The sequence below is a fragment of the Stenotrophomonas maltophilia genome (genome assembly GCF_001274595.1).
In the GTDB taxonomy this organism is placed as follows: Bacteria; Pseudomonadota; Gammaproteobacteria; order Xanthomonadales; family Xanthomonadaceae; genus Stenotrophomonas; species Stenotrophomonas forensis.
The window spans coordinates 4590541-4608527 of the sequence record NZ_CP011010.1 but is presented as its reverse complement, the minus strand read 5'-3'; the positions used below and the strand labels follow the sequence as shown (position 1 = coordinate 4608527).

The 17987-nt window shown below is 59.3% G+C and carries 13 protein-coding genes; 4 read left to right on the top strand and 9 right to left on the bottom strand.

All coding sequences use genetic code 11. The features are described from left to right. Positions 1-27: 27 nt before the first annotated feature. Positions 28-1176 (bottom strand): hypothetical protein, encoded by a 1149-nt coding sequence (locus tag VN11_RS22430; RefSeq protein WP_148565003.1) that lies wholly within the window; start codon positions 1174-1176, stop codon positions 28-30. Positions 1177-1884: 708 nt separating this feature from the next. Between VN11_RS22430 and VN11_RS22425 the strand changes: the two genes are divergently transcribed. After that, positions 1885-3044, top strand: a protein-coding gene (locus VN11_RS22425) for an IS3-like element ISPa39 family transposase (RefSeq protein WP_086009122.1) whose coding sequence is annotated in 2 segments (ribosomal slippage) — positions 1885-2143 and positions 2143-3044 — 1161 coding nt in all. Because the reading frame shifts where the segments join, the coding sequence is not laid out codon by codon here. Here VN11_RS22425 and VN11_RS20895 read toward each other — a convergent pair. Beyond that, positions 3045-4517, bottom strand: coding sequence for an SIR2 family protein (locus tag VN11_RS20895; RefSeq protein ID WP_080374983.1), 1473 nt, complete (start codon positions 4515-4517; stop codon positions 3045-3047). It abuts the gene before it with no gap. A gap of 585 nt (positions 4518-5102) precedes the next feature. Continuing rightward, positions 5103-6017 (bottom strand): LysR family transcriptional regulator, encoded by a 915-nt coding sequence (locus tag VN11_RS20890; protein WP_032962204.1) that lies wholly within the window; start codon positions 6015-6017, stop codon positions 5103-5105. A gap of 270 nt (positions 6018-6287) precedes the next feature. Here VN11_RS20890 and VN11_RS20885 point away from each other — a divergent pair, with 270 nt between their 5' ends. The 3 genes from VN11_RS20885 (at position 6288) to VN11_RS20875 (ending at position 10366) form a co-directional block, all read left to right on the top strand. After that, positions 6288-7358: an SDR family oxidoreductase gene (locus VN11_RS20885; protein WP_226053492.1), complete on the top strand. Its 1071-nt coding sequence runs from the start codon at positions 6288-6290 to the stop codon at positions 7356-7358. Between the two features lie 75 nt (positions 7359-7433). After that, positions 7434-8168 (top strand): SDR family oxidoreductase, encoded by a 735-nt coding sequence (locus VN11_RS22040; RefSeq protein WP_075075813.1) that lies wholly within the window; start codon positions 7434-7436, stop codon positions 8166-8168. Positions 8169-8314: 146 nt separating this feature from the next. Continuing rightward, complete coding sequence (locus VN11_RS20875; RefSeq protein WP_080347466.1) at positions 8315-10366, top strand: TonB-dependent receptor domain-containing protein; 2052 nt, start codon at positions 8315-8317, stop codon at positions 10364-10366. A gap of 282 nt (positions 10367-10648) precedes the next feature. Here VN11_RS20875 and VN11_RS20870 read toward each other — a convergent pair whose 3' ends face one another. Genes VN11_RS20870 through VN11_RS20845 form a run of 6 tightly spaced genes read right to left on the bottom strand, consistent with a single transcriptional unit; the run spans position 10649 to position 17946 of the window. Continuing rightward, entirely contained in the window at positions 10649-10894 is a 246-nt protein-coding gene (locus tag VN11_RS20870) for a hypothetical protein (protein ID WP_008267212.1), read from the bottom strand. Positions 10895-10933: 39 nt separating this feature from the next. Then, positions 10934-11575, bottom strand: coding sequence for a hypothetical protein (locus tag VN11_RS20865; RefSeq protein ID WP_032961297.1), 642 nt, complete (start codon positions 11573-11575; stop codon positions 10934-10936). A gap of 16 nt (positions 11576-11591) precedes the next feature. After that, a complete protein-coding gene (locus VN11_RS20860; RefSeq protein ID WP_008264906.1) occupies positions 11592-12290 on the bottom strand; it encodes a HupE/UreJ family protein in 699 nt (232 codons plus the stop codon). A gap of 29 nt (positions 12291-12319) precedes the next feature. Next, on the bottom strand, positions 12320-15457 hold the full coding sequence (locus VN11_RS20855; RefSeq protein WP_049465220.1) for an efflux RND transporter permease subunit: 3138 nt from the start codon (positions 15455-15457) through the stop codon (positions 12320-12322). 9 nt (positions 15458-15466) lie between these two features. After that, positions 15467-16699: an efflux RND transporter periplasmic adaptor subunit gene (locus tag VN11_RS20850; RefSeq protein WP_040006894.1), complete on the bottom strand. Its 1233-nt coding sequence runs from the start codon at positions 16697-16699 to the stop codon at positions 15467-15469. Continuing rightward, on the bottom strand, positions 16696-17946 hold the full coding sequence (locus VN11_RS20845) for a TolC family protein (protein ID WP_075075812.1): 1251 nt from the start codon (positions 17944-17946) through the stop codon (positions 16696-16698). Before VN11_RS20845 ends, VN11_RS20850 begins: the two co-directional genes overlap by 4 nt. Positions 17947-17987 lie beyond the last annotated feature (41 nt).

The window sequence follows — 17987 nt, the reverse complement described above, 5'->3', positions numbered from 1 at the left end:
GCTTCGAATGATGCCCCGCCAGAACTCTTAGGAGCGCGTTCGCACCAGCTCCTCAAGTCGATGAAACTGGTTGTTTCGCTCTAGGTCGGGAGCGGCGGCCCTTACTTGAGCTAGGCATTCATTCAGTCCTAGAGGCGCCCATTGTTGGGATCCAACAACGGCACCCAGCAAATCTAAAGCCTCAGTTGGCGACTGGCTACAAAGGCCAGATTCTAGTAGAAGATGGACGATGTAGTCCGAATTCGCTACCGGCTGAAGCCAGTCACGTACCGCCTTCAATGCGGAAGGGAACTCAACCCGGGCCGCGATGGCGAGTCGAGCTAAGGAGGCAGCAATGCTGGGTGTAGCTAGATTGCGCGATTTTGGCCAAATCTCCTGCCAGAAGGGTTGGACTCGATTTCTCCAGAAGTCTTCGCGTTGATCGCCTGCGGCCTCCAGTGCTTGGGAGAGCGATTGTGCGGACTTCTCCAGTCCATCCTGTGGAAGCTTGCCCAATGCAGATCTAAAGTCGTCCCGAGAGTAGCCTTCCAATTGCCCTAGGGCTGAGTGCGTTAGGAAAGCAGAGAACTGTCCTCGGTGTTCACCAAGGTCGGCGTAGTGACCGGCCGTCAATAGGAACTGCGACTTCAATGCCACCATCAATGGCTGGTACAGTCGCGGTGACCAAAGAAATCCTTCCCAGGCTGCTTTCGCTTCGACAGGGTTGGACCAATCGAAGAGCGGTAGTAGCGTCGCTTCGGTCCACGCCCGGTCTACGCGATACAGGGCGATGAGTCTAGATGCGAGCAACACCCTGCCATGGCGGAATCGATCTACTTCAACATCGCATATGGCGGAAAATGCCGCCTTAAGTTCAGGAGGAAGTAGGTCTCCATCGTTGGGCGCCCTCTTGAACCATAGATTGAGCAAGGCGCGCGTGGCATGCCCAATGGGGTGATTAATCGCCTCCGAGACAGGGTTATCGATTGGCTCGCCGTTCCTTGTCATGCCACTACTCAAGGGGATCGGAAGCGCAAGCACTCGACCGGCGAGAGTCAATAGGAGGTTCTCGCGATTCGCGCCGCTTCTTGAAGTGGCCTCCATCCACCACGCTACTGCAGGTGCGATCTCGGACAGAACTTCATCAGGCATTAGCAGTACCAAAGGCGATGCGTACTGCCAGGAGCGGGCTGCCATTGAATCGTCCGACCAAACCTGAAGCGCCTCGCGCCATCGAACTGCGGGCCAGACGTCTTGGTGAGCGAGGTCGCAGAGCGCGGCAAGGCTATGGAAGAAGCGAGTACGGCAGACATCCCGCCAAGTGTCCTCATAGAACGGTCTATGGGCAGGCCTCGGCGATTCAAGCCATTCAACTAGCTCCTTGCGAGTGCGAGGGGCGACATCGACCTCTCTGCCGTCCTCGAAATCCGGATCTCCGGTGCCGCTCATCCAGTGTGAGAATTCGTCCTTCTCGTTAGGGTCCAATCTCAACTCAGGATGCGCGATGGATATCTCCGCTAGGCGCCTTGCTGCAGACACACCAAGATGTAGGCCCGAGGACTCCAGCTTCGCTAGACGAATCCATACTGCGCGAGCAACCAGGCGATCCCAGCGTTCGGACTCCAGATCATCGCGATACATCTCGCGGGGAGGTCCTGCCAAGATGACATTCTCCAAGCGTGCTTGAGACGCGTTGTCTAGAATTCTCCCCTGGAGAACAAGAAGCCTCAGCACTTCGCGTGCGGTGCACTGCTGACCTGCCCCCCGTTTTCCGGGCCAACCTGATCTTAGTAGAGTCCGTCTCACAAGAGGACGGACATGAAGAAGCGATACACCGAAGTGACCTGCCCCCCGTTTTCCGGGCCAACCTGATCTTAGTAGAGTCCGTCTCACAAGAGGACGGACATGAAGAAGCGATACACCGAAGAGCAGATCATCGGCTTCCTGAAGCAGGCGGCCGCCGGCACGCCGGTCAAGGAGCTTTGCCGCAAGCACGGCTTCAGTGACGCGTCGTTCTACCTGTGGCGGCGCAAGTTCGGCGGCATGGATGTGCCCGACGCCAAGCGCCTGAAGGCACTGGAAGCGGAGAACGCGCGGCTCAAAAAGCTGTTGGCCGAGTCGATGTTGGACAACGAAGCGCTGAGGATCGTGGCGCGGGGAAAATACTGAGCCCGCCGACGCGACGGGCTGCCGTCGCGGACGTGCGGGCGAAGCTGGGCCTGTCGGAGCGGCGGGCCTGCCGGGCACTGGGCTTGTCACGCAGCGTGTTGCACTACCAGCCGCGCATGGCGAACGCGCCGTTGCAGGCCAGGCTCGTTGCGTTGGCGGGCGAACGTCGCCGGTTCGGCTACCGACGGCTGCACATCCTGCTGGAACGGGAGGGCTGGATCGCCAACCACAAGCGAATCTACCGGCTGTACCGCAACGCTGGCCTGGCGGTGCGCAAGCGCCGCAAGCGCGATCGCGTGGCCGTCGAGCGCCGTCCGCTGCAGCTGCCGTCGGGGCCCAACCACACCTGGTCGATGGACTTCGTCTTCGACGCCCTGGCCAACGGGCGCCCGATCAAGTGCCTGACGGTGGTGGACGATTGCACCAAGGAAGCGGTGGAAATCGCCGTCGGCCGGAGGATAAATGGCCAGAACGTGGCCGACATCCTGGATGCGGTATGCCGTTTCCGCGGCTACCCCGCGGCGATCAGGACCGACCAGGGACCCGAGTTTACCGGCCGGGCGCTGGACCAGTGGGCGACCGCCAACGGCGTGACGCTTGTGCTGACCCAGCCAGGGAAACCCACGCAGAACGCCTATGTGGAGAGCTTCAACGGCAAGTTCCGGGACGAATGCTTGAACGAAAACTGGTTTATCTCGCTCGAGCACGCACGGGCGGTAATCGCCATCTGGCGCAAGGACTACAACGAGGTGCGTCCGCACAGCTCACTGCCCAAATGCACGCCTGCCGAGTTCGCCGCCGCGCTGCGCAACGAAGGTGCCTTGACTGGTTCGACCGCTGATCGAAACCTGACCCACCGGAGCGGTATGCTCCCCAACCTGGACTCTACTAAGTAGCTAGTGGCCCTGAGAAAGGGGGCAGGTCACGGGCACACCCTTTGGGGCGTCCAGGCGAATAAGATCCAGCTCCGAGACTTTGCCATCCCGTTCCAGTGTGGCCAGACGCTCAAGTTCGGAGTCGACTAGAGAGATCCAGCGACTATCCATCTGCCCGCCACGCTCTGCAATCCATATGATCAATCGTGGATCGTCCAGATGACGCACAAGCCAGCGTGCGAGCTGGAACATCAATCCATCCCATCGGCTGGCCATACTTCCAGAAGACGCCAGTGTCATAGGAGGAGCGTGATCATAAGGCGCAGGCCTACGAACCAAGCTGAATCTGAGTTCTGCATCCTCCTCCTTAACCGAGGAGAAGCCAAAGCGGGCTAGATCCCTCTGCAAGAATCGCTCATGGGAAAATGCCTCGAGGAGCCACTCAAGCGGGGGAACTGGATTGAACTCCGCGAAGCGCTTCGCGGGGAGGCCTGACTTGTCTGAAAGAGCCCACAGCATTCGTCCAACAAAATCGTCCTGGAGCGTGCTGTCCTGAGGTTGGGCCATGGCGTGCTTCGCAACAATGGCCTCTTTACCTTGAACTCCATCGCGATAGACATCTGCCCAAGTCCTGATTGTGTCGTGCAACGCAGAGTGGTCATGGGTAGCAGGCTGAACCCTGTAGAGGATAGGTCTAACGCCCTTAGCTTCCCATTCAATAGTCTTCAGATGCTCTTTCCCGGCTTCGCAATCTCCGAACGCCCACGCCTGCGGGGTAACCTCACCGAGCATTCGATCTGCTGCTAATGCGTCCATCATGTACCGGAGGACCGGATCGTCAATGCTGTATCCAATGAAGCAAACGACATAGTTGCGAAAAAGTTCGCTGACGAACCGCGCGGCCCAGCGTTCGGTCAAGTAAGCCAAGCCGAAGTCACCACTGGTGGCCACTAGTCGATGGAGTGCTGCATCATCCTCACTCTCCGGAAGCAGGCCATGCAGAAAGACAAGCCCATCCCAGCGGCTGCTCTTAGGGATCGGCAGCATTGGAGCGGGATAGGCCGGAAATGGTTGGCCCATGCGCTTCGCCGCCGCGTGGAAGGTTCGATCGAAGTTGGTAGTCACCAACCGCAACGCGCCATCCCGGCTTCGTGCTAACCGAAGAAGCGCTGCTTGGGTGTCAATTGCTCCCTTCCGACGAAGCTTGGGTCTCAACGATTTCGCTAGGGCGCGCCGAACCGCCAATCGCTGCCCAGGCAGTCGCCTTTCAAGTAGATCGAGAGTCGCGTCGAACTTTGAATGATCGAAGGCGGCACGCTCGATGTCCGTGAATGATGTCCCATTCGACGCATAGATTTGCTCAACCAGTCCTTTGAAACCAGGTAGTCCTGACGGGTAGGAGACTCCGGCGCCGCAGAAGAAGACTACTCGTCCTTCTTCGTGTGCCTGTAGAAGTGCTTCTGGGATGTCTGGCCCGTCGACGATGAACTGCATTGCAACTCCCTCTGAATGCTCTCGAACAGAGTGTAGGTTCAAATCAGATGGAATTGGCCAATCGCAGCGTCCAATTAAGTTCTTCTTTTGAAGTTTGTGCGGATTCAGTCTGATGGTCCAAGAGGTGAGATCTGTCCGAGCCCGCTCAACGCCTCGTCGTGGCAGTGCCAATCATTCTTCAGTAAATTCGGCTTCGAACTCGTGCTGATGTGGCAGTATTGAAGGTAGGGTTTTTGGTCTCATCCGCGTTTAGGAATGTTAAAGCCAACCACAGCGGAGGACCGCAACTTCAGCGCCTCAACAGTGGTTGGCAATTGAACGCTTCCATATGAAGGGACTGCATTCCGATACCCACTCATATGGACGAGGTGCTTATGGAACTAGCGAGTCCAGGGCATCCATTCTCGGAGTCCTCCGGACTGGCTCTGTCTGATGCCGGTGGCAAGAAGCGCTCTCATTGCCTCACAGCAACCTACATATGTGATCCAGAGGGAGAGTCTGGAGAGCACTCCGGTATCGAACTGGTGATGGAGTACGTTGGCAGACCATTCATGTCGATCCCAACTCCATAGTTTGGAGCATGTTTTAGCATGCATCGATCATCTGTGTCCGAATTACCTCCGCTAGCCCCTTGAGGCCGGGCAGGGATTGGCGACGAGTGGGGTAGTACAGCATGAATGGTGCGCCCATTGATGCCCAGTCTGGCATCACAACTTCAAGTGCGCCGGACGAGATTTCGTCCTGCACTCTGAGTTCCAGACAGTATGCCAACCCCAATCCCTGCAACGTTGCAGCGAGCAGAGAGTCGGTGCTGCTCACCCTCAGCATTCCGCTGGGAATTACCTTGACCATACGATCACCGTCGCCAAGTTCCCAGCGATAGATTGAGCCGTCGCCGATTCTGTTCTCAATACAAACATGCCGCCGCAGATCGCTTGGATTCTCAGGTCTCCCAGCATGTTGCAGATAGCTGGGCGCTGCCACGACCACCCACTTAAGCGGATGTGTAAGCTCCAGACCAACCATCCCCTCTGGCACTCGGTCACCGTATCGAATGCCGCCGTCAAAGCCTTCCGCTACTAAGTCCACCAGGCGTTCTTCTATCACTAGATCAAGATGGACGTTAGGCCAGCGTTGCTGAAAGCTCCACAGCACTGGCCAGAGTAGGAGGCGCGCCGCATCGTGTGATAGCGAGATCTTGAGCATCTGGATCTCTGACTGCTTCCGAGCCCGAATCGCGGCTAGACCCTCTCCAATTGTATCTAGGCCAGTGGCTGCATAGCGTTCCAGTTCGCGTCCTTCAACGGTGATCGAAAGCGCACGGGTCGTACGATTAACGAGACGCACACCCAGTCGATCTTCCAGCCGCTTTAAGGCGTGACTTAGAGCTGAGGCAGATAAGCCAAGTTCGAGGGCGGCGGCGCGCATTGATCCATGCCGAGCGATCTCGATGAACGCAGCTAGATCTGAAATGCTTATTCTCTCTAGATCACCTTTCAAGACACTTCACCCGGGTATCGATTACTAAACGTGCCAATGATCCGCCGCACAAAGCATGATTTATGGATCGAACGCAGTGCAGATGCTTCCCCATTATCGCCGAGGATGGCATGGCAAGAAGCTGCGCCGTCGACGCTTTCGATCATTTCTGAATTGAAAGAACTTCAGCAATAAAATTGCTACTTGCGCATGTTCGCCGCAGTAAAGTTGCGTCTCCTCCACGGTCGCTGTACTCAAATTTGCTTGGGCCAGAGTGACCAATCAACTGGGATGAACATGTCAAATTCGAATAGTGATTTGCCTGAGCACGACGATGAAGCCACGCCGGTCATCGGCCGCAGACAGTTTATTGCGGGAAGCAGTGTGGCCATCGCCAGCGGAATTGCTGCTTCCTCGGCATTCGGTGCTGTGCCCGCTGCGGTACTCTCGGAGGCGCAGGGTCAGGGCCGCCCGCGAGCCGGCCTGATCGACCCTCGGCAGGCATATCCTCGGCCACCCTACCCGCGCCAAGAACAGCCTTGGCCGGGGCTTGCGTCGAAGATGCGTCCGCTGCCGGACCACGGTGAGAAAACCTATCGAGGCAATCGGCGCCTTGAAGGCCGCAAGGCACTGATTACGGGAGGAGACTCAGGAATCGGTCGGGCCGCTGCCATTGCATACGCCCGCGAGGGTGCCGATGTGGCCATCAACTATTTGCCTGAAGAAGAGGAAGATGCGCGTGAAGTTATTGCGCTGATACGCGCAACCGGCCGTCAGGCATACGCTTTACCTGGTGATATTCGCAGCAAAGACTTTTGCCTGGATCTTGTGCGCAAGGCGGCATCGGCGTTGGGCTCGATCGACACCTTGGTGCTGAACGCGGCGTATCAGCAGCAGGAGCCGGACATTCTAAAGATTACCGACGAACACCTCGAGAACACCTTCCTTACCAACATCAATGCAATGGTATGGATGACCCAAGAGGCACTGCGTGTGTCTCTTCCGCCTGGAAGCGTCATCATCGTTACTACGTCTGAGCAGGGCTACGATCCGTCCCCCTACCTGGTCGACTATGCGATGACGAAGAGTGCGCAGGTTAGCTACGTTCGCTCGATGGCTAAGCAGCTTGGCCCTAAGGGGATTCGGGTAAACGGAGTTGCTCCAGGTCCTATCTGGACTCCGTTGCAGATCAGTGGCGGGACTGCATCCGAGAAGATTCCGAACTTCGGGGGGGACAAGCCGCTAGGACGCGCAGGTCAGCCTGCTGAGCTGGGTTCAATCTTCGTCCAACTTGCGGCAAGCGACGCCAGTTATGCGAACGGCCAGGTGTATGGGGCCGAAGGTGGCGCTGCACGCCCCTAACTTGCGTCACAGACGACCCCAACTCCTTTCATGACTCAACTACACCTGGTCGCCAACGAACGTAGGAGATAGACCTTGACAGAAGCAAGTTACAGCCTTAGAAACCGCTGCGTTGCCATTACTGGCGCCGGTTCGGGGATCGGACTGGCAACGGCGGAGATGATCTTACGCAGTGGTGGAAGCGTTCTTGGAGGATCCAGGCGTTTAGGTGACTTCAAGCGGCTACAGGATGAGTTCGGCGCTGATCGCGCCTACTGGATGCGTCTGGATGTGCGCGATCCGGATAGCGTGGGTGCCTTCGCATCTTGCGGCATTGATCACTTTGGAAGCGTACATTCGGTAGTGGCCAACGCCGGGGTTGGCTACTACGGCGGAGTCGCTGACGCAAGCGATGATCAAGTCATCGAAATGTGTGAAATCAACTATCTCGGAACGGTCCTCACGGTACGTGCTTTCCTCCCTCATCTTCGTAGCGTTGGTGGCGGGGATATTTTGATCGTATCGAGCGTCGCAGCTCATCGCAGTGGGGCGGACGAAGCCGTCTACGCAGGTACCAAGGCCGCCCAGCTCATTTTTGCGGGCGGCTTGGACCGAGAAGTAAGGAAAGATGGGATTCGCGTGAGTGCCATCTGCCCCGCAGGTACTCATACATCTTTTGCCGTGGGTCACGGTCGCACGGCCGACGATCCCCGTTTGAGCGAATTCATGGCCGCGCAGGATGTAGCCTCGCAGATTGTCTATTGCTTGCAGCAACCGCGGACCTTGCGGACCGGCGTATGGACGACTTGGAGCATGAGCCAGTCCAGCTGAGGTGCTGCCCAGACAGCATCGGTCGGCCACAGTTTGATACCTGACCTCAAGACGCAAGCCAGCCCTCGACCCGATATGGGCGTTTTCCGGAATCAAGCGAGGCAGCCATTCCCCAGCAATAATGCCCGTTACCGGATTACCCCGAGATGTCGCACACATACCTGAAGTCACGACTTGCTCTTCCCACGCTGACAGTTGCTATTGGTCTGGCCCTTTCTTCGCATGCCAGCGCTGAAGCTTTGACGCATGCCTCCTCCGTCAAGCAGTTGGACACCTTGGTCGTTACCGCCACCGGTGCCCAGCAGTGGATCAGGGATGCGCCAGCCAGCATTAGCGTTATCAGCCGCGAGGAGATCGAGCGTAAGCCGGTCACCAGCATCGGCCAGCTGCTGAGTACCGTCCCTGGAGTGACCGGTGGCTATGCACTGTCCGGAGCGCAGTCGAAGATCCGCCTGCGTGGACTGCCCGAGCAGTACACGCTGATCCTGATCGACGGCCGCCGCCAGGGCAACTCCTCCGGCGTGAACTACCGCGACGACCTGGGTCCGCAGGATCTGAACTGGCTGTCGCCGGACATGATCGAACGAATAGAAGTGGTGCGCGGCCCGATGTCGTCGCTATACGGTTCGGATGCGATGGGCGGCGTGATCAACATCATTACCCGCAAGATTTCCGACCACTGGGGCGGCTCGGTCACCTTGAACCACAGCGTGCCCGATTCATCCACCCGCGGTGATACCACGCAGATGGGTGCCCTTTTCAGCGGCCCACTGACCGACAACCTGGGGATCCGCATCGGGGCCAACGTGACCGACCGCAAGTCCGATCGCCTTGAGGGCCAGACTCCGGGCAGCAAGGCGGAGAATGCCAACCTGCAGTTCCACTGGCGCCTCAACGATGACCACGCACTGACCATAGAAGGGTCGCGCGGCGTGCAGCGCAACACCGGCAGCGGTGATGTATATGCCTGGGGTCTGTCCAAGCTGGTACAGACCGGTTACGTGCTGGGCCATGATGGCCGTTACGGCGACTCCACCACCTCCAAGACCACCCTTGTGCGGAACGACTACCAAGACAAGGGCAGTGCGGTGGGCAACCATTCGAAGGAAACGGTGTTCGATACTGCCTTCACCACCGCTTTCCATTGGGGCTTCGAGCACAGCCTGAACGTGGGTGGTCAGTGGAAGCGCGAGCAGCTGGAAAACAGCGACACCATCGGTACCGTACCTGTGACTTGGACCGGCAGCAGCCGCATCAGCCCGACCAGTGAAGCGGACTCATGGGCCTTGTTCGCCGAAGACCACATCACCCTGCACGAGCGCTTCGTGCTGACTCTGGGCGTGCGCTGGGACAACACCGACAACTACGACGACAACGTGAGCCCGCGCATCTACGGCGTGTGGCACCCGGCAGACGCATGGACAGTACGCGGCGGTGTCTCCAAAGGGTTCCGCGCGCCCAATCTTAAGCAGGGCACCGCTGGTGCGGCCACCCAGTCTCTGGGACGCGGCTGCGGCAGCCTGACCCCGGAAGGCTGGAACAGCCGGCTGATCAACGCCGACGGCACGACCGGCTGCTACATGGCCGGTAACCCGAACCTGAAACCGGAAACCAGCACCAACTATGAGCTTGGCGTGGGCTTCGACCAGAACGGCTGGTCCGCATCGGCCACCTACTTCCTGACCAACTTCGACGACAAGATCGAACAGGTGCCGCTGCGCGAGATCCCAGGCCAGAACACTAGCTTCGTAAACGGCTTCTGGTGGACGGTGGCGCAGAACATCCAGAAGGCTCGCACGCGAGGCGTGGAAGCCAGTGTGACCGTGCCGCTGCACGAGCGACTGAGCTGGACCACCAACGCCACACGCATGTTGGAATCGAAGAACCGCACCACCGGCGCCAGCCTGCTAGTGGTGCCGAAGATCACCGCCAACACTTCGCTGAACTGGAGCGTGTCCGATGCATGGTCGCTTAACCTCAGCGCGCAACACATCGGGAAGCAGCTTGTGTCTTCGTCCAGACCTACCTTCGCCAAGGCATACACCACGGTGGATCTGGTCACCGCTCTCGATGTGAACGAAAACCTGACCTTGCGCGTCGGCGTACTGAACTTGGGTGATGTTTCCACGCTTGAAGAAGGCAATAATTACGACGGCGGCGCACGCACGCTCTTTGTGGGCGCGACCGCGCGCTTCTAAGGCGGGTTGATCAGGTCAGGAGATTGCGTTCGGTTCAGCACGTTCGATCACGTCGATGATTGCAAATGAACTTTGCCGCACTCGGGTTTGGAGAATGTAAGCCCGAGTGCGGCTCTAATCGCAATCCTCCGGTCAAACGCTAGCATTCGAGAGCGAGCCTGTTGGAAGAATGAGGGTCTAACCGAGGTCTATTTGTAGGACGACGCTGGCACTATTCGCTTGGCTCAAGGGTAAAGACGAATGGTCCGACTTCACCCAAGCCGGACCATTCGCCGCAATCAATTACTTCTTCTTCGCAGCCGACTGCGCCTGAGCGTCGCACCTGTCCTTCAGCGCCTTGGTCTGAGGATCGGCAAGATCCACCTTGAACTTCGTCCGGTCAGCCAGCTGTTCACACGTAGCAGGCTTTGCCTTAGGCGCCTCCTTCACTTCCGACTCGGCATGAAGCGCCGGATCATGTGCGAAGGCCGATGCGGACGCTGCAATGGAAGCGAAAAGGACGCTGATGAGGGCAAAACGATTCTTCATGTTGCTTCTCCTAGGTTGATTTCGGCGTTATGCCGGGTGTCACGGCTGGTAGAGGTCGGCTTGGTAGCCGGTAATTTGCACCTCGATGATCACGGGGGTGCTGCCGCGGTTCTGCCAGTACCACCCATGGGTACCTTCAAAGGGAGCAATGAACGTTCCCTCGGCCTGACGCTGGGCGCCTTCAACGGCGTAGCTGGTCCAGGGGCCCTTCACGTCGGGACGCTCGCCGTGCATGTCCACGGCAACATCAGACGTGGCCTTCCAGCTGAAAACCATCCCAGCGCCCTGAGCCATATGGGCCTTCACCTCCTGGCCCTTACCAGGGGCAAGCTCGATCGTCAGTGAGTCCTGCCGTAAAGGAGTGCTGGCGAGAGAGACAGCGGCGGGTTCGAAGGCCTGCTTGCCATTGCTCCCGAAGGCAACCTTGGCCTTCTCGAACAGCGCCGAGACGGCTTCGGCGCTGCCAGCAGATGCCGGAACTGGGGGAGCTACGGCCTCTACCTGGTCAGTGGAGGCTAGGGCGTCCAGACCCAGAACCTTACCTACGCCCGTAGGGTCGATTCCGTACTCCGCGGGAAGCACGGTGGTGAGCAGAATCACCCCTGCAACGGCAGCGGCCAGGGCGGTGGATTTCAGCAGCTTGCGAGTGCTGGGCAGCTGATTGGAAAGCGTGATGGACATGAGTACCTCTGTAGATTCAGGAAACGAAGTAGCCGGTGAGCTGCATGCCAACAAGCACGAAGCCGGCGCACATAAGGGCGGTGTTGATGCTGTACGCCTGTCGATGGAATGACGGCAAGCGGCGCCAGAAGCCCATCACGATCAAGATGCCTGCGAGCGCGAGCAGCTGTCCGATCTCGACCCCCACGTTGAAGGCGAGCATGTTTGGGACAAGCCCGTCAGGTGAGAGCGAGAAATCCTGCAGCTTTGTCGCTAGACCAAAGCCATGGAAGAAGCCAAAGATCAGCACGGCGGCTTTGGTGTTGGGCTGTACCCCAAACCAGCGCTTGAACGCGCCCATGTTGTCCAGCGCCTTGTAGACAACCGACAGGCCAATGATTGCGTCGACCAGGTACGCATTCACATGCAATCCGCCCAGGACACCTAGCAGCAAGGTGGTGCTGTGGCCGATCGCGAACAACGTCACGTAGATGCTGACATCACGCATCCGGTACAGGAAGAAGATCACCCCGAACAGAAACAGGAGGTGGTCGTATCCAGTCACCATGTGCTTGGCGCCGAGGTACGTGAACGCGATGAGCTGCAGGCCGGTACTGTCTTCCAGGAAGGCCTGGTCGCCTTCACTGACGCCATGCGCCCAAGCAACGCAAGGCAGAAGGATGGCTGCAAGCAGGTAGAGCCACGCTTGGGTTCGTTTGGAAATGGTCAACTGCATGTTCCTGGGAGGGGTTGAGATGGACGGGTTCACGCTGCGTCCTCCTTCCGCTCATCCCCTTCGCGGTGGATGAGGCGATAGAGCGCCGGCAACACCAGCAAGGTCAGCAGCGTGGAGGAGATGATTCCGCCGATAACGACCGTCGCCAGCGGGCGCTGAACTTCCGCGCCAGCCCCAACGTTTAGGGCCATTGGCAGGAAGCCCAGGCTGGCAACCAGGGCCGTCATCAGCACGGGGCGCAGCCGGGTCAGTGCACCTTCGGTTACCGCTTGGTGCAGGGGAGTGCCCTGTTCCCTAAGGCTCTTGATGAAGCTGATCATGACCAGGCCGTTGAGCACGGCGACGCCCGACAGCGCGATGAACCCCACGCCTGCAGAAATGGACAGGGGTATGTCACGCATCCACAGAGCCACCACGCCACCGGTCAACGCAAGTGGAACGCCGCTGAACACGATGGCAGCATCCTTGCCCGAGCCGAACGCCATGAAGAGCAAGCCGAAGATCATCACCAGGACGACCGGCACGACCACGGACAGCCGCTTGCTGGCAGAGATGAGCTGCTCGAAGGTACCGCCATACTCAATCCAGTAGCCTTCCGGCAACTGCACCTCCTGACCAACCTTCTCTCGCAGCTCCTCTACGAACGAACCAAGGTCGCGACCACGTACGTTGCTGGTGATGACGACGCGACGCTTGCCGTTCTCGCGACTGACCTGGTTTGGGCCTGGCGCAACTTCAACTTTAGCCAACTGCCCCAGCGGAACGAACGCTCTCTGTTCGCCGGAACTGGCCCCGACGGCGACGGCTACCGGTAGCGATGCGAGCGTCCGGGTGTCCTGACGCAGGTTCTCGGGCAGACGAACGACGATGTCGAAGCGACGATCACCCTCAAAGACCTGACCGACCGCCTCACCGCCCAGCGCAACAGAGATGGTCTTCTGGACCTCGTCGATCGAAACGCCATAGCGGGCCAAAGCACCCAGGTCAGGCGTGATGGTCATAAGAGGCAGACCACTGATCTGCTCTAACTTCACGTCTGCGGCGCCTGGGATGGAACCTGCGGCGTCCTCGATCTGGCTGCCGATCTGCGCCAGCTGATCCAGGTCGTCACCGTACAACTTCACCGCCACCTCGGCGCGTACACCGGCAATCAGCTCGTTCATGCGCATCTGCACGGGCTGGGTGAACTCGTAGTTGTTGCCGGGAATTGCTCGGACAGCCTTCTCCAGCTCAGCAATGAGCTGCGCCTTTGGCTTGCGGGGATCAGGCCATTGGTCGCGATCCTTGAGCATGATGAAGGTGTCTGCGACCGACGGTGGCATGGGGTCGGTCGCTACCTCTGCTGTGCCGATCTTTGCGACAACCTCATCCACCTCGGGGAACTTCTTGATGGTCGCTTCAAGCTGGCGCTGCATGCCGATGGCTTGCGTCAGACTAGTGCCGGGAATGCGCAGCGCGTGAAGCGCAATATCACCTTCGTCCAGATTCGGAATGAACTCAGTGCCCATGCGACTGGCCAGAAGACCCGCCAGTACGGTGAGGACGGCTGCACCACCCACAACCAGTTTGCGAGCACTGACTGCCCGCTCCAGCATCGGGCCATACAGCTTGGTTACGCCCCGCATAGCCTTGGTTTCCTTCTCCGAGACCTTGCCCGTGACAAACTGAGCAACCGCAGCGGGAACGAACGTGAGGGACAATGCCATCGCACCAGTCAGCGCGATAACGACGGTCAGGGCCATCGGGTGGAACATCTTTCCTTCCACGCCGGAGAGCGCAAAGATCGGGATGTAGACGGCGGCAATGATGAACAAGCCGAACAAGCTGGGCTTGATCACCTCGGCACTGGCGCTGGCGGCCAAAGCAAAGCGCTCATCCCGGGTCAACAGACGCCCCAGGGCGTGCTGACGCTCGCCGAAGCGGCGCAGACAGTTCTCAACAATGATGACCGCGCCGTCGACGATCAGACCGAAGTCCAGCGCACCCAAGCTCATCAGATTTGCTGAGACACGGTTCTGGACCATGCCGGAGATGGTCAGCAGCATGGTCAAAGGAATGACCGCGGCCGTGATCAGTGCGGCGCGAAGATTTCCGAGCAGAAGGAACAGCACCGCAATGACCAGCAGGGCACCTTCCAGTAGGTTCTTCTTGACGGTTTCAATGGTGCGGTCGACCAGCTCCGTACGGTCATAGACCGCATGCGCGCGGACACCTTCTGGAAGCGTCTCGTCGATCTCCTTCAGCTTGGCAGCGGTTCGCTGAGCGACTTCGCGGCTGTTCTCACCAATGAGCATGAATGCAGTACCAAGTACCACTTCCTTGCCATCTTTGGTCGCTGCACCCGTTCGCAGTTCGGTGCCCTCGTGAACGTCTGCGAGGTCACCGACGCGAAGCGGCAGCCCCTCGCGATTGGCGACCACGATCTTGCGCAGGCCGTCCATGTCCGCCACTTGGCCAGGAACGCGCACAAGGTACTGTTCACCACTCTTTTCAATGTAGCCGGCACTCACGTTCGCATTGCTGCGCGCCACGGCCTCCATCACATCCTGCATGGTCAGCTCGTACGCCTGAAGCTTGCGCGGGTCAGGCGTGATGTGGAACTGCCGCACATAGCCACCGACGGTGTTGACCTCTGTAACACCTTTCAGATGTCGCATCTGGGGGCGTACCACCCAATCCTGGAGGGTACGAAGCGCCATCGGCGTCCAGGTCTCTTCAGCACCCTTCTCGGCTTCCACGGTGTACATGAAGATCTCACCGAGACCGGTGGCGACCGGGCCCAGCGTTGGCTTCAGCCCAGTTGGGAGCTGGGATGCGGCTTGCTGCAAGCGCTCGGCCACCTGCTGCCGCGCGAAGTAGATGTCGGTACCGTCTTCGAATACAACGGTGACCTGGGAGAGACCATAACGCGAGATGGACCGCGTGTACTCCAGCTTGGCTAAGCCGGCCAAGGCTGTCTCGACGGGGAACGTTACCCGCTGCTCTGCCTCCAGTGGAGAGTAGCCCGGTGCTTCGGTGTTGATCTGGACCTGGACATTGGTGATGTCAGGGACGGCGTCGATTGGCAGCTTGCTGTAGTTCCAGATGCCCAAGCCTGACAGCGCCAGGACCAGAAGCAGCACAAGCCATCTATGCGCGATGGACGCGCGAATGATTCGCTCTAGCATGATGGATCCTTAGTGGTCGTGGCTGGCGCCAGACTTCTCGATGTCTGCACGGATCAGATAGCTCTGCTCGGCGACGTACCGCGTTCCGGGCTTCAGTCCGCCAAGAACCTCTGCCCACTCGCCATCACGCTTTCCAAGCTCAAGCATGCGCACCTCATAGGTATCGCCCACCTGCGCAAATACGACGGTAAAGTCGCGAAATCGCTGGAGCCCTGACTCTTTGACGGCCAGTGGAACAGGTGTCTCGGCAATGATGACCTCGGCCGAGACAGCCATTCCTGGACGCCACTTGCCGTCACCATTGGGGATACTCACGCGCGCAACCACGCTTTGGCCGCTGCTTGCCAGCGGAAGCAGGCTTTGGAGCCTACCTTCAGTCTCCAAGGCACCCGTGGCGGAACGGATCCGCACTGCTTGACCTGGAGCGAGACGCTCGGCGTCAGTGCCCAGAGCTCGTAGATCGACCCAGACCTCTGACAGATCGGCAACGTCGAACAGTGTGTTGTCGGCGGCCACATCACCAACACTGGTGTTGCGCGCAAGAACGATGCCGCTGAAGGGAGCAATCACCGCGTAGGTGCGCATGCTGTCATTGCCTTCAACCGTCGCCAGCGTCTGCCCTGCGGAAACGCGTTGGCCCATCTCGACCGACACGCTGCGGACAATACCTGGGAATCGTGCTTTGACGGCGGCCTGGCGGCCAGTGTTGACCGCGATGTTCCCCATCAGCGTGACCGTATCGCGGATAGTGCCAGCGGTAGCCTCTTCCACCACCACACCCGCATCCTTGGCAGCGCTTGGCTCGATGGTGGTACGGCCCTCATAGGACTGATAGGACCAGGTGTGTGTCTTTCCTCCTACCACTGCGTCTGCCTTCACGTCGAAAGAATGAGGTTCCACGACCTCGCCGTTCCCCACGAGATAGTCGTTTTCGGCGGTGAAAGTGAAATCATTGACCTCACCGTCGAGGCGCTTCAACTGCATTGTTGCCTTCACCTCATTCGGTGAGATCGGCTTGTCATTTCGATAGGCGTAGAGGCGGAACTGAGGAGGCGTGTTGGTTTCATAGACGGTGACTTCAAGTGCGAAATCACCATCGCGGAGCATGCGACCGCGGTTGGGGCCGCGCTCGTAGTCGCCGGCCGCGGCGGTGGACTCTGCGGCTTCTTTCTCAACCGGCTTTTCACCGCCACAGGCGGCCAGTGCCAGCGGAAGCAACATAAGAAGGGCGTAACGATTCATGGGCGGATATCCTGGGCGGAGGCGGTGAGGCGATCTGCCTCGACCAGCAATCGGAGATAGAGTGCGGCGGACTCGACTTCGCGCTCACGAAGGTCGAACAGCGTCTTCTGCGCCTGGCTCAATGCGAGATAGGAGAATCGACCCTCCTCGAAGCCACGACGGCTCTGATTCATCGCCTGCTCCGCCTTGGGGAGCTGCCGCTCACGAACGGAGGTGACCTCCAACTGCGCTTGGCGCAGCTGTTGATAGACTCCGAACAGCTCCTGGTTGAGCTCCAACATTTGTGCTTCACGGCGTGACTTGAGCGCACTCAGTTCGTAGTCGACTTCGGATACCGAGTAGGCTGATCGACGCCGGGTTCCCAAGGGAACCGAGATCGACATGACCAAGCCACTGTCCTTCGTTGCTTCAAGACGGCGAAGTCCAAATCCAACACTCACGTCAGGCTTCGCGCTGGAAACGGCGACATCGCGGCGCGCGGCAAGAATTCTGGACTGGGCATCGAAGGCACGTTGCTGTGGCGCGTTCTGAAGGCGTTCGGACAGCGTCTGGTAGTCATCCAGCGGGGGGAGGATGTTTGTATCGCCGGCGACGGTGTCGAAGTCAGCGGTGAAAGAGCCCCAGGAAGACGCAAGCGCCATGCGCGATGCCTCCAACCGCTGGACTGCTTGATCACGCTTGAGCTCTGCATCGGCCAGGGCGATTTCAGCGGCCCTCAGGTCTGAGTCCGGGTTCCGTGCCGCAGAGACCCAGCGGGCCACCTCTCGCTGGAGCGCGCGGGCCATACGAATCCGCTCTTCCGCATGCTCGACATGCTCCTGCGCCGCAAGCACGTCGATGAATCGACCAGCGGTGCGTGTGGCGATGGCCACCCGGGTCACATCAGCCTCTCGCTGGGCTGCATCGACCTCCGCGCCGCCAAGCGCTTGGCGGGCCGCCCGCTTGCCACCCAGTTCCAGAATCTTGGATACCCGGAACGTTGCCTCGGCAGCGTCCATACCTCGCACGCTGCCACTACCGGCCACGTTCTCCAGTTCTCCGCCGAGCACCAACGGGGCTGCTAAGCCCTCTCGCGCCGCACGGTTCTTTGTCGCCTCTATTTGTGCGGCATCTGCCTGCACGCTTGGGTGAGTGCCAAGGGCGCGGGCAACCGCATCCTCCAGGCGCAGCACTTCGGCGGCGTGGCCAGGAAGGGCCACACCGCAGGCGCCGGCAACAGCCAGCGCCCACACACTACGGAATTTCACGGAAGCCTCCGGAAAGAAAGTCAGAACGACGCGCCGCGTCC

Excerpts from the sequence above, each read along its gene's own strand:
- VN11_RS20875 (WP_080347466.1), top strand. The coding sequence starts at position 8,315 with ATGTCGCACACATACCTGAAGTCACGACTTGCTCTTCCCACGCTGACA.
- VN11_RS20885 (WP_226053492.1), top strand. The coding sequence starts at position 6,288 with ATGAACATGTCAAATTCGAATAGTGATTTGCCTGAGCACGACGATGAA.
- VN11_RS20870 (WP_008267212.1), bottom strand. The coding sequence starts at position 10,894 with ATGAAGAATCGTTTTGCCCTCATCAGCGTCCTTTTCGCTTCCATTGCA.
- VN11_RS20895 (WP_080374983.1), bottom strand. The coding sequence starts at position 4,517 with ATGCAGTTCATCGTCGACGGGCCAGACATCCCAGAAGCACTTCTACAG.
- VN11_RS20850 (WP_040006894.1), bottom strand. The coding sequence starts at position 16,699 with ATGAATCGTTACGCCCTTCTTATGTTGCTTCCGCTGGCACTGGCCGCC.
- VN11_RS22430 (WP_148565003.1), bottom strand. The coding sequence starts at position 1,176 with ATGGCAGCCCGCTCCTGGCAGTACGCATCGCCTTTGGTACTGCTAATG.
- VN11_RS20860 (WP_008264906.1), bottom strand. The coding sequence starts at position 12,290 with ATGCAGTTGACCATTTCCAAACGAACCCAAGCGTGGCTCTACCTGCTT.
- VN11_RS20865 (WP_032961297.1), bottom strand. The coding sequence starts at position 11,575 with ATGTCCATCACGCTTTCCAATCAGCTGCCCAGCACTCGCAAGCTGCTG.
- VN11_RS20855 (WP_049465220.1), bottom strand. The coding sequence starts at position 15,457 with ATGCTAGAGCGAATCATTCGCGCGTCCATCGCGCATAGATGGCTTGTG.